The organism is Anoxybacillus thermarum, assembly GCF_000836725.1.
Lineage (GTDB): Bacteria > Bacillota > Bacilli > Bacillales > Anoxybacillaceae > Anoxybacillus > Anoxybacillus thermarum.
The window spans coordinates 25,643-37,886 of the sequence record NZ_JXTH01000021.1; the positions used below are offsets into that span (position 1 = coordinate 25,643).

Consider the following 12,244-nt stretch of genomic DNA (forward strand, 5'->3'; position numbering starts at 1 on the left):
TCGTCGCGTGCTCCTGAGGTGGCTTTGCCACGAAGAAGGGTGGTACCGCGGGAAGGATGCAAGCCTTTTCGCCCCTTTGGTCCACATGGGCCGATGGAGGGGTGAGAAGGCTTTTCTTATTTCACATTTTTTTAGGGGTGAAAAAATGGCAGCGAATATGAAAGTGAAAGAAAGAGTAGCAAAAAAGCAAACGTTATGTGGAGCGCTCATGTTAATTGAAGCGCTCAAAGCAGAAAACGTGAAAGTTATTTTCGGGTATCCGGGAGGTGCTGTGTTACCGATTTACGACAAGCTTTATGAATCGGGCGTATTCCACGTGCTAACACGTCACGAACAAGGCGCCATTCATGCAGCGGAAGGGTATGCTCGCATTTCAGGAAAACCTGGTGTTGTCATCGCTACATCTGGACCGGGTGCGACAAATATCGTGACAGGTTTAACAGATGCAATGATGGATTCCATTCCGCTCGTCGTTTTTACAGGGCAAGTGGCATCAAATGTAATCGGTTCAGATGCCTTCCAAGAGGCAGATGTGTTAGGAATTACAATGCCTATTACAAAACATAGTTACCAAGTACGCGACATACACGAGCTGCCAAAAATCATTAAAGAAGCATTTCATATTGCAACAACGGGACGCCCAGGTCCTGTATTAATCGATATTCCAAAAGATATGGCCGTTGCTGAAGCAGAGTTTGATTACGAACAAGACATACAGTTGCCCGGCTATCAGCCGACAACAAAACCGAACCATTTGCAAATTCGCAAGCTTGTTGAAGCAGTTAGCCAAGCAAAACGCCCGGTCATTTTAGCTGGAGCAGGTGTTCTCCATGCGAATGCCCATGAGCAGTTAAAACAATATGCCGAACAACAAAATATTCCTGTGATTCATACGCTTTTAGGACTTGGTGGATTTCCTGCCGACCATCCGCTATTTCTCGGAATGGCAGGAATGCACGGAACGTACACAGCAAATATGGCATTGTATGAGTGTGATTTGCTCATTAATGTCGGCGCAAGGTTCGATGATCGGGTGACTGGAAATTTAGCTCATTTTGCACCAAAAGCAACGGTCGCTCATATCGATATCGATCCAGCAGAGATTGGAAAAAATGTGCCAACGAAAATTCCGATCGTTGGTGATGCGAAAGAAGCACTCATTCAATTAATTGAACAAAACGGAAAGCGGCCAGATGTATCAGAGTGGCTGAACAAGTTAAATGAATGGAAACGCGAATATCCGCTTATGTACAAGCGCGAACCGGGCGTGCTTAAACCACAGCGGCTCATTGAAATGATTCACGAATATACAAACGGTGAAGCGGTTGTGACGACAGATGTCGGTCAGCATCAAATGTGGGTCGCCCAATATTATAAATTTAAACAGCCACATCGTTGGGTCACATCCGGTGGGCTTGGAACGATGGGGTTCGGCTTGCCAGCGGCAATTGGTGCTCAATTGGCACAACCAGAAGCGACGGTTGTAGCGATCGTTGGTGACGGTGGGTTTCAAATGACATTACAAGAGCTATCGGTTATTCAAGAGTTAAATTTGCCAATTAAAATTGTCATCGTGAACAATCAAGCGCTCGGTATGGTGCGTCAATGGCAAGAAATTTTTTATGAAAAACGATATTCTCATTCACTCATTCCGAATCAACCGGATTTCGTTCGATTAGCGGAAGCATACGGCATGAAAGCGATGCGTGCAACGACGGAAGAAGAAGCAGAATACGTATTGAAAGAAGCGTTTGCGACAAATGCACCAGTTTTACTTGATTTTCATGTTCATCCAGGGGAAAACGTATATCCGATGGTAGCTCCTGGGAAAGGGCTTCATGAGATGGTGGGGGTGAAATGGTGAAGCGAATTATTACAATGACCGTAAACAACCGTCCGGGTGTATTAAATCGCATTACAGGTTTGTTTACGAAGCGACATTACAACATTGAAAGCATTACAGTTGGTCATACAGAAACAGAAGGTGTTTCACGCATGACGTTTGTCGTCAATGTAGATGATGAACGCATTGCTGAACAAATTACAAAACAATTAAACAAACAAATTGATGTGTTAAAAGTTGTCGATATTACCGATCAAGCGATTATCGTTCGAGAGCTGGCTTTAATTAAAGTAGCGGTTACATCGGCGACGCGCGGTGAAATTTATACATTGATTGAACCGTTTCGTGCAGCGATTGTCGATGTGGCGCGCGATAGTCTTGTCGTTCAAGTAACAGGTGAGCCAGAAAAAATTGATGCGCTCATCGACTTATTAAAGCCATACGGATTAAAGGAAGTGGCAAGAACAGGAACAACAGCGTTTCCGCGCGGTTCACAACGCGCATCATCAACAAATAAATCACTATTCATCATTTAAATTAAGGAGAGGATTTTATTATGGTAAAAGTATATTACAATGGCGATGCAAATGAAGCTTACATTCAAGGGAAAAAAGTGGCGATTATCGGATACGGATCTCAAGGTCATGCCCATGCGCAAAACCTTCGCGATAGCGGCGTTGATGTCATCATTGGATTGAGAAAAGGGAAATCATGGGAAAAAGCAGAACAAGATGGATTTGTCGTCTTGCCGGTGGATGAAGCGACAAAGCAAGCGGATATTGTAATGATTTTACTTCCAGACGAACATCAGCCGAAAGTATATAAAGAAGAAATTGCACCAAACTTACAGCCGGGCAATGCGCTTGTATTTGCACACGGGTTTAATATTCATTTTAACCAAATTGTCCCACCGAGCGATGTGGATGTCTTTTTAGTTGCACCGAAGGGACCAGGTCATTTAGTTCGTCGCACATATACAGAAGGAGCAGGTGTACCAGCGTTAATTGCTGTATATCAAAATGTAAGCGGCGAAGCGAAAGAAACAGCGCTTGCGTATGCAAAAGCGATCGGTTCGGCTCGGGCGGGCGTGATTGAAACGACATTCAAAGAAGAAACAGAAACGGATTTATTTGGCGAACAAGCGGTTCTTTGCGGCGGATTGACTGCCCTTGTGAAAGCGGGATTTGAAACGCTTGTAGAAGCGGGATATCAACCGGAAATTGCATATTTCGAATGTTTACATGAGTTAAAACTCATCGTTGATTTAATGTACGAAGGCGGTTTGGCAGGCATGCGTTATTCGATTTCTGATACAGCACAATGGGGTGACTTTGTTACAGGTCCACGCATCATTAATGACGCAGTAAAAGCAGAAATGAAAAAAGTGCTTGAAGACATTCAAACAGGGAAGTTTGCAAAAGGTTGGATTTTAGAAAATCAAGCGAATCGTCCAGAGTTTAATGCGATTAACCGCCGTGAAAATGAGCATTTAATTGAAGTTGTTGGCCGCGAGTTACGTAAAATGATGCCGTTTGTCAACGCTAAACAGAAAGATGTGGTGACGGTCGGTGCGAAAAATTAACATTTTTGATACGACGTTGCGTGACGGAGAGCAGTCTGCAGGCGTCAATTTAAACTTGCATGAAAAGCTAGAAATTGCTCGGCAGTTAGAACGCCTCGGTGTAGATATCATCGAGGCGGGATTCCCTGCCGCATCAAAAGGCGATTTCCAAGCCGTTCAAGCGATCGCTCAAACCGTTCGCAACTGTTCGGTTACAGGTCTTTCTCGCTCTGTTCAGTCGGACATCGATGCAGCGTGGGAGGCGTTAAAAGACGGAGCGGAACCACGATTACACGTATTTATCGCAACGTCACCTATTCATATGCAATATAAATTGCGCATGACACCAGAACAAGTGATTGAAACAGCCGTTGAGTCTGTTCGTTATGCGAAAAAGTATTTTCCGATTGTACAATGGTCAGCAGAAGATGCATGTCGAAGCGATCTTCCGTTTCTTGCGACGATTATCGAACGAGTGATCGAAGCAGGAGCGAATGTCATTAATATTCCGGATACAGTCGGCTACATCACCCCGAAACAATATGGCGACATATTCTCTTTTTTAAAGAAAAATGTTCGGAATATTGAAAAAATTAACTTATCTGCTCATTGTCACGATGATTTAGGAATGGCTGTCGCCAATTCGCTTGCGGCTATTGAAGCGGGAGCGACACAAATTGAAGGAACAATCAATGGCATTGGTGAGAGGGCAGGAAACGCTGCAATCGAAGAAGTGGCGGTGGCGCTTTATATTCGCAAAGACTACTACCAAGCTGAGACGGGTTTGAACTTGCAAGAGATTAAACGAACGAGCAACCTCGTAAGCAAGCTAACAGGAATGATTGTTCCACCAAATAAGGCGATTGTCGGTAAAAACGCTTTTGCACATGAATCAGGCATTCACCAAGATGGTGTGTTAAAAGAAAAAACAACGTATGAAATTATATCTCCACAACTTGTTGGCGTGCAATCGAATTCGATGGTACTCGGAAAACATTCGGGACGCCATGCGTTCCGCACGCGCATTCAAGAGCTTGGTTATGCGTTAACAGAAGAAGAAGTGAATCGTTTATTCGTTCGCTTTAAAGATTTAGCAGATAAAAAGAAAGATATTACCGATGATGATTTAATTGCCCTTATTTTAGATGAAAAGCTAGATACGTATAAAAATTTTTATCAATTATGTTCGATTCAAGTGCAGTACGGGACAAATCAAATTCCAACAGCCGTTGTTGTACTGAAAGATGGAGAAGGAAACGACATTCAAGAAGCGGCAACGGGAGCTGGTAGTGTCGAGGCGCTATATAACGCTTTAGAAAAAGCGTTGCAATTGCCTGTGACGTTGCTTGACTATCGCATTGAATCTGTTGGAAGTGGACGGGACGCTTTAGCGCAAGTATATGTGAAAGTATCGCTCGATGGGAAAGAAGCAAGCGGACGTGGAACGGCACAAGATGTGCTAGAAGCATCAGCAAAAGCATATATTCACGCCGTCAATCGCATGTTTGTCATCGAAAAAATGAAAGAAGAACAAGCGCTTGCCGCGCAATAACGAAGGGGGATGTGTTATGTATCGTATCGCTGTGTTACCTGGGGATGGCATTGGAAAAGAAGTGACAAAAGGAGCGGTAAAAGTTTTGCAAGCGATTGGTGATCGTTTCGGCCATGCGTTTCATTTTTCATACGGTTTGATTGGTGGGGAAGCGATCGACCGTGAAGGAACACCGCTTCCAGAACAAACGCTTCATATGTGTAAACAAAGCGATGCGGTATTGCTTGGTGCTGTTGGGGGGCCGAAATGGGACAGTCATCCGCCGCACGTTCGTCCAGAAAGAGGACTGTTGCAAATTCGGAAAGAAATGAACTTATTTGCAAATATTCGTCCGGTGACGTTTTATAGCAGCTTATCAGCTTCTTCACCATTAAAATCACATGTGATTGAAGGAGCCGACTTTGTTATCGTTCGGGAGTTAGTCGGAGGCTTATATTTCGGAAAACCGAGTGAACGGCGTGTGGAAAAAGGAGAAGAAACGGTTGTTGATACGTTGTTTTATAAACGAGCAGAAATCGAGCGTATCATCACGTTTGCTTTTACTCTTGCACAAAAGCGGAAGAAAAAAGTAACGTCTGTTGATAAAGCGAATGTGTTAGAGTCAAGCCGTATGTGGCGAGAAGTAGCTGAACAAGTCGCTAAACGTTTTCCAGACGTTCAACTGGAACATATGCTTGTCGATAATGCCGCCATGCAGCTCGTTCGTTCTCCCAAACAGTTTGACGTCATTGTAACAGAAAATATGTTTGGCGATATTTTAAGCGATGAAGCATCGATGTTAACAGGATCGCTTGGCATGCTTCCGTCGGCAAGCTTGTCTGTTGACGGACCGGCATTATACGAACCGATTCACGGTTCGGCTCCAGACATTGCTGGGCAAAATAAAGCGAATCCGCTTGCAACGATTTTATCGGCGGCGATGATGCTTCGTTTATCGTTCGGACTGACAGAAGAGGCCGACGTCATCGAACGAGCTGTTAAGCAGGTGTTGGATGCTGGGTATCGTACTGCAGACATTGCCCAACAAGGTGATTGTGTATTATCGACGACAGAAATGGTCGAAAAAGTAAAAGATGCGATTTTAGACGATGTAGCAATTGAACGAATTATGCAAGTGTATGTGTAGGAGGGATTGAGGTGGCGCCAAAGACGATTATTGAAAAAATTTGGGATGAGCACGTTGTGTACCGTGAAGATGGAAAACCAGATTTATTATACATTGACTTACATCTCGTCCATGAAGTGACATCGCCGCAAGCGTTTGAAGGATTGCGTCAGAAAGGAAGAAAAGTGCGCCGCCCAGATTTAACGTTTGCAACGATGGATCATAACGTTCCAACGGTCAATCGGTTTGTCATTGAAGATGAAGTGGCAAGAAATCAAATGACGGCATTGGAGCGGAACTGTCGTGAATTTGGCGTGCCGCTTGCCGATTTAAACAGTCCAGAACAAGGCATTGTGCATGTCATCGGCCCAGAACTTGGATTGACGCAGCCGGGAAAAACAATCGTGTGCGGGGATAGTCATACGTCGACACATGGTGCTTTTGGAGCGTTAGCGTTTGGAATCGGCACGAGCGAAGTGGAACATGTGTTGGCGACACAAACGTTATGGCAACACCGTCCAAAAACGATGCAAGTGAACGTCACAGGTGCATTGGCACCGGGTGTATCAGCAAAAGACGTTATTTTAGCGATTATCGGAAAGTTTGGTGTTGATTTCGGAACGGGGTATGTGCTTGAGTTTACAGGCGATGTCATTCGTCGTTTGTCGATGGAAGAGCGGATGACGATTTGCAACATGTCGATTGAAGCGGGGGCGCGCGCAGGGTTAATTGCTCCGGATGATGTAACGTTTGCATATTTGCGCGAGCGAAAATATGCTCCAAAAGGAGAAGCGTTTGAACAGGCAGTTGAAAAGTGGAAACAGTTATGCACAGATGAAGGAGCGGTGTATGACCGTGTTATTCATATGGATGGAAGTGAAATCGCTCCAACCGTTACATGGGGGACAACGCCTGCGATGAGTTCTCCGATCGATGGAACCGTCCCTCATCCAGAAGAGTTTGCGACTGAAACGGAGAGAAAGGCAGTTCAGTTAGCGTTGCAATATATGGGACTAAAGCCAGGAACGAAAATGACGGATATTCCTGTTCAACATGTGTTCATCGGATCGTGTACGAACTCACGCATAAGCGATTTAAGAGAAGCGGCACGAATTGTGAAAGGAAAAAAAGTTGCACCGGGCGTAAGGGCGCTCGTCGTTCCGGGCTCACAACAAGTGAAAAAACAAGCGGAAGAAGAAGGCATTGCTCAAACGTTTATTGATGCAGGTTTTGAATGGCGCGATTCCGGGTGCAGCATGTGTCTTGGCATGAACCCAGATACTGTGCCAGCAGGAGAACATTGTGCTTCAACGTCAAATCGCAATTTTGAAGGACGGCAAGGAAAAGGGGCGCGTACGCATCTCGTTAGTCCAGCAATGGCAGCTGCGGCTGCGATTTACGGACATTTTGTTGATGTGCGCACATTGTATAAAGAAGCGGTACGATAGGAGGAGAACGCGTTGGAACCATTCATTATTCATAAAGGAAAAGTCGCTGGTCTAGATCGTGCCAATGTGGATACGGATCAAATTATTCCGAAACAATTTTTAAAACGAATTGAGCGCACCGGATTTGGTCAATTTCTATTTTATGATTGGCGCTATCTTCCAGACGGGGCGCCAAACCCTCATTTTGAGTTAAATCGCCCTGAAAATGAAGGAGCAACGATTTTAGTCGCAAATGAAAATTTTGGTTGCGGTTCATCGCGTGAACATGCCCCTTGGGCGCTTGCTGATTACGGATTTCGTGCTGTCATTGCTCCTTCTTTTGCGGATATTTTTTATAACAATTGTTTAAAAAATAGTTTACTTCCAATTAAACTTCCAAAAGAAGATGTCGTGTATTTATTAAAAAAAGCGGAGCGGCCAGATTATGAACTAACTATTTCCCTTGAACAACAAGTCGTTTTTGATGACGAAGGATTTACAAGCACGTTTGACATCGACCCGTATCGAAAACAGCTTCTTTTAAAAGGTTGGGACGAAATCGACTTAACGTTCGTATATGAACCATACATTATCGCCTATGAAAAAGCACGCTCTTGACGATTTGTCGAGGGCGTTTTTCGTTGAGTTTGTCAGCAAACATTGTTAAACTTAAAGGCAAATGTAAGTGAAGGTGAACGAATATGAAAGAACGAAAAGTCGTTCCACATCCATATGTAAAAGAGCGGTTGTTAACAGAGGGGATGAATGCGTTAAAAGAAAAGCGATATAAAGAAGCGTATACGTATTTAACACAATTAAAAGAGCTGCAACTTCACGATGATGATGTAGAAATGGCACTTGTCGTCTGTTTATTTGAAATGGGACATGTAGAAGAGGCAAAAGAAAAATGTGAACAACTGTTAAAGCGCGGCAAAGGGGATTGGACGGTATATATCTCTATGCTCGTTCATTTACAACAATACGATGAAGTTGTGGCAGTCATTCATAAACTCCAGCGAAAAGGAATGGATTGCACCCCGTTTTTACCGCTTTTACAGTTTAGTGAAAAAATGATTCGTTCTCAGCAAGAACAACGCTCAAAACAATACAAGGCGATTTTCGAAAGCGATCAATGGACGAAACAGATGCGCACCCTTCATCAATTAGATTTGCGCACCGTTCCACACCTTGTTCCTATTTTTTCTCGTTATTTACATGACGAAATGAAACATCCAATTGTAAAAACGACGATGTTACACATATTAAGGAAAGAACAAGTGATGGAGCCGATGACTGTAAAAAAATTTGGACAAACGATGACAGTTATTCCAGCCGAACTCGACGAACAAACACAAAAGAGTTGGATAGAACAAGTGCTTGATATCGTCGAACAAATATGGGCGACACAAAATCCAACGATGTATGAATGGTGTGAACAAATATGGCTTCGCTACATGGTTGTGACATACCCGTTTCTTCCAGAAGGTTCTGCACAACAATGGGCGACTGCGTTATACACATATGTGGAGCAATGTGAAACAGGACAAACGGTATGGACAAATCCACTCGTTGCCAAACTTTATGAAGCAGAAAAATTGTGGCTCTCTGTTGAAAGTATATAATTGTATGGTATAATATAGTGGTTGTATTACACATAAAACCGTGTATGCCTACATATATGTAGTTCATTTACATGAATTTTTGAAGTTGGAGGGAAATAAACATGTCGGCGAAATGGGAAAAACTCGAAGGCAATCAAGGCGTTCTTACAGTAGAAGTAGACGCTGAAAAAGTGAATGAAGGATTAGATGAAGCGTTTAAAAAAGTAGTGAAAAAAGTACAAATTCCAGGATTCCGTAAAGGAAAAATTCCTCGCTCTTTATTTGAAAAACGTTTCGGTGTTGAATCGTTATACGCAGATGCGTTAGATATTTTATTGCCAGAGGCATACGCAAAAGCTGTTGAAGAAACAGGCATTGAGCCAGTCGATCGTCCAGAAATCGACGTCGAGCAAATGGAAAAAGGAAAAAGCTTAATTTTCACTGCAAAAGTGACTGTGAAGCCAGAAGTGACGCTCGGTCAATACAAAGAGCTTGAAGTAGAGAAATTAGATGATACAGTAACTGACGAGGACGTCGAACAAGAATTAAAACGTTTGCAAGAGCGTCATGCGGAGCTTGTTGTGAAAGAAGAAGGAACAGTAGAAAACGGTGATACAGTTGTCATCGATTTCGAAGGATTCGTTGATGGTGAAGCGTTTGAAGGCGGAAAAGCAGAAAACTATTCTCTTGTGATTGGTTCAGGTACATTCATCCCAGGGTTTGAAGAGCAATTAATCGGCATGGCCGCTGGGGAAGAAAAAGACATTGAAGTGACATTCCCAGAAGAATATCATGCAGAGCAATTAGCTGGTAAACCAGCTGTGTTCAAAATTAAATTGCACGAAATTAAAACAAAACAACTTCCTGCGCTTGATGACGAGTTTGCGAAAGACGTAGATGAAGAAGTAGAAACATTAGACGCGCTAAAACAAAAAATAAAAGAGCGCTTAACAAAAGAGAAAAAAGAAGAAGCAGAAGCGGCAATTCGCGATGCGGTTGTTCAAAAAGCAACAGAAAACGCACAAATGGACATCCCAGAAGTGATGGTGAAAAACGAAACAGACCGTATGATTCGCGAGTTTGAGCAACGTTTACAAATGCAAGGGTTAAACCTTGACTTATACTATCAATTCTCTGGACAAGATGAAGCGGCACTTCGCGAGCAAATGAAAGAAGAAGCGGAAAAACGTGTTCGTGTCACATTGACGCTTGAAGCGATCGTAAAAGCAGAAAACATTGACGTAACAGAAGAAGAAGTAGAAAAAGAACTAGAGGAAATGGCGAACCTTTACAGCTTATCGGTCGATAAGTTAAAAGAACTTTTAGGTACATTAGATGGCTTAAAAGAAGACTTAAAAATGCGCAAAGCAATCGATTTCCTTGTTGAAAACAGCAAAGTTGTTGCATAATGAGAAGAGAAAGAACAAGGTGCATCACGTGCCTTGTTCTTTCCACATATAGTTGCAGTAATGAAAGTTTTCTAACTTTTCGCGCACATTTACGTTTTTATTGGCATACTTTTAAAGATTTATGATAAAATGACGAATACATAACGTTTTTTCTTTTCGTGTACATATGATAGTAGAGAAATAAGGGGTGAAATCATGTTTAAATTTAATGATGAAAAAGGGCAGTTGAAATGCTCGTTTTGTGGCAAAACGCAAGAACAAGTGCGCAAGCTTGTTGCTGGCCCGGGCGTATACATATGCGATGAGTGTATTGAATTATGTACAGAAATTGTGCAAGAAGAGCTTGGGTCGGAAGAAGAAGTAGAGTTCAAAGACGTACCGAAGCCAAAGGAAATTCGCGAAATTTTAGATGAGTACGTCATCGGACAAGACGAAGCGAAAAAAGCGCTTTCTGTAGCAGTATATAACCATTACAAACGCATTAATTCAAACAGCAAAATTGATGATGTCGAGTTAGCGAAAAGCAATATTTTAATGATCGGGCCGACAGGAAGCGGAAAAACATTACTTGCTCAAACGCTTGCTCGCATTTTAAACGTGCCATTTGCAATTGCTGATGCGACATCGCTAACAGAAGCGGGATATGTCGGGGAAGACGTTGAAAACATTTTATTAAAGCTTATTCAAGCGGCAGATTACGACATTGAACGTGCAGAAAAAGGAATTATTTATATCGATGAAATCGATAAAATTGCGCGCAAATCAGAAAACCCTTCCATCACGCGCGACGTATCGGGAGAAGGTGTGCAACAAGCGCTATTGAAAATTTTAGAAGGAACAATTGCGAGCGTTCCTCCACAAGGAGGACGGAAACATCCTCATCAAGAGTTCATTCAAATTGATACGACGAACATTTTATTCATTTGTGGCGGAGCGTTTGACGGTTTAGAACCAATTATTAAACGTCGTCTTGGGAAAAAAGTGATTGGCTTTAGCTCAGATGTACAGGCGGAAGTTGAAGAAAAAGATTTGCTGTCAAAAGTGTTGCCAGAAGACTTATTAAAATTCGGATTAATTCCAGAGTTCGTTGGACGTCTTCCGGTCATTACGAGCTTACAACCGCTCGATGAAGATGCGCTTGTTGATATTTTAGTGAAGCCGAAAAATGCCCTTGTCAAGCAATATGAAAAAATGCTCGAACTTGACGATGTCGAACTTGAATTTGAAGAAGAAGCACTTCGTGAAATTGCAAAACGTGCGATTGAACGGAAAACAGGGGCGCGCGGTTTACGCTCTATTATTGAAGGGATTATGCTTGACGTCATGTTTGAATTACCGTCGCGGGAAGATGTAAAAAAATGTGTCATTACGGCAGAAACCGTACGCGGAGAAAGAGCGCCGCTTCTCATTTTACACGATGGAACGATTGTCGAGTACGAACGAAAAACATCGAGTCAGTCAAGACTTTGTGGAGAACATTTTTTCGGTTCACTACGGGTGTTGTCAATCACTAGTTAGCGAACCATTTTCAGGAATTGATATCGTAAGCGCTTTTGGACTCTCATCCCTCATCTTGAAGTGATGATATTGTATTCCATTTTTTTACACCCAACCAAAATCCCGAAGCGCCGACAACGCTTGATGGATCGGCGTCCCGGATGACCGCTGCAGACACGGTAGATTCTGACGCACCACATCTGCCCACAACCGTCCTGCCTTCCGTTTGGCCTGTTCAACCCGCTTGGA

The 12,244-nt window shown here is 43.0% G+C and carries 10 protein-coding genes, 1 pseudogene and 1 other annotated feature (1 of these 12 only partly in view); of the genes and pseudogenes, 10 read left to right on the forward strand and 1 reads right to left on the reverse strand.

Annotated features, from left to right (window positions below):
* Positions 1 to 79: a binding site (T-box leader), on the forward strand; it begins 179 nt to the left of the window's first position.
* A 66-nt stretch (positions 80 to 145) separates the two neighbouring features.
* The 10 genes from ilvB to clpX all read left to right on the forward strand — a co-directional run bounded on the left by ilvB (position 146) and on the right by clpX (position 12,016).
* Positions 146 to 1,864 (forward strand): acetolactate synthase large subunit, encoded by a 1,719-nt coding sequence (gene ilvB / locus LH47_RS06840; RefSeq protein WP_043965921.1) that lies wholly within the window; start codon positions 146 to 148, stop codon positions 1,862 to 1,864.
* Positions 1,861 to 2,379: an acetolactate synthase small subunit gene (gene ilvN, locus LH47_RS06845; RefSeq protein ID WP_043965935.1), complete on the forward strand. Its 519-nt coding sequence runs from the start codon at positions 1,861 to 1,863 to the stop codon at positions 2,377 to 2,379. Before ilvB ends, ilvN begins: the two co-directional genes overlap by 4 nt.
* A 20-nt stretch (positions 2,380 to 2,399) precedes the next feature.
* Positions 2,400 to 3,425: a ketol-acid reductoisomerase gene (ilvC, locus tag LH47_RS06850; RefSeq protein ID WP_009361777.1), complete on the forward strand. Its 1,026-nt coding sequence runs from the start codon at positions 2,400 to 2,402 to the stop codon at positions 3,423 to 3,425.
* The gene (locus LH47_RS06855; RefSeq protein ID WP_043965923.1) at positions 3,412 to 4,956 is read left to right on the forward strand and encodes a 2-isopropylmalate synthase; all 1,545 of its coding nucleotides are present in this window, start codon (positions 3,412 to 3,414) and stop codon (positions 4,954 to 4,956) included. Before ilvC ends, LH47_RS06855 begins: the two co-directional genes overlap by 14 nt.
* Before the next feature lie 16 nt (positions 4,957 to 4,972).
* Positions 4,973 to 6,082, forward strand: a complete 1,110-nt coding sequence (leuB, locus tag LH47_RS06860) for a 3-isopropylmalate dehydrogenase (RefSeq protein WP_043965925.1) — start codon at positions 4,973 to 4,975, stop codon at positions 6,080 to 6,082.
* Between the two features lie 11 nt (positions 6,083 to 6,093).
* A complete protein-coding gene (gene leuC / locus LH47_RS06865) occupies positions 6,094 to 7,509 on the forward strand; it encodes a 3-isopropylmalate dehydratase large subunit (protein ID WP_043965926.1) in 1,416 nt (471 codons plus the stop codon).
* A gap of 12 nt (positions 7,510 to 7,521) precedes the next feature.
* Positions 7,522 to 8,106 (forward strand): 3-isopropylmalate dehydratase small subunit, encoded by a 585-nt coding sequence (gene leuD / locus LH47_RS06870; protein ID WP_043965928.1) that lies wholly within the window; start codon positions 7,522 to 7,524, stop codon positions 8,104 to 8,106.
* Between the two features lie 83 nt (positions 8,107 to 8,189).
* On the forward strand, positions 8,190 to 9,110 hold the full coding sequence (locus tag LH47_RS06875) for a DUF3196 family protein (protein WP_043965929.1): 921 nt from the start codon (positions 8,190 to 8,192) through the stop codon (positions 9,108 to 9,110).
* Between the two features lie 101 nt (positions 9,111 to 9,211).
* The gene (gene tig / locus LH47_RS06880) at positions 9,212 to 10,498 is read left to right on the forward strand and encodes a trigger factor (RefSeq protein ID WP_043965931.1); all 1,287 of its coding nucleotides are present in this window, start codon (positions 9,212 to 9,214) and stop codon (positions 10,496 to 10,498) included.
* Between the two features lie 195 nt (positions 10,499 to 10,693).
* Complete coding sequence (clpX, locus tag LH47_RS06885) at positions 10,694 to 12,016, forward strand: ATP-dependent protease ATP-binding subunit ClpX (RefSeq protein ID WP_235341074.1); 1,323 nt, start codon at positions 10,694 to 10,696, stop codon at positions 12,014 to 12,016.
* 84 nt (positions 12,017 to 12,100) lie between these two features.
* On the opposite strand, the pseudogene LH47_RS15150 reads toward clpX, so the two are convergent.
* Positions 12,101 to 12,244, reverse strand: a pseudogene (locus LH47_RS15150) (UPF0236 family protein); the annotation flags it as partial.

Coding starts and splice junctions, on each gene's coding strand:
- ilvB (WP_043965921.1), top strand. CDS start 146: ATGGCAGCGAATATGAAAGTGAAAGAAAGAGTAGCAAAAAAGCAAACG.
- ilvC (WP_009361777.1), top strand. CDS start 2,400: ATGGTAAAAGTATATTACAATGGCGATGCAAATGAAGCTTACATTCAA.
- leuB (WP_043965925.1), top strand. CDS start 4,973: ATGTATCGTATCGCTGTGTTACCTGGGGATGGCATTGGAAAAGAAGTG.
- LH47_RS06875 (WP_043965929.1), top strand. CDS start 8,190: ATGAAAGAACGAAAAGTCGTTCCACATCCATATGTAAAAGAGCGGTTG.
- tig (WP_043965931.1), top strand. CDS start 9,212: ATGTCGGCGAAATGGGAAAAACTCGAAGGCAATCAAGGCGTTCTTACA.
- clpX (WP_235341074.1), top strand. CDS start 10,694: ATGTTTAAATTTAATGATGAAAAAGGGCAGTTGAAATGCTCGTTTTGT.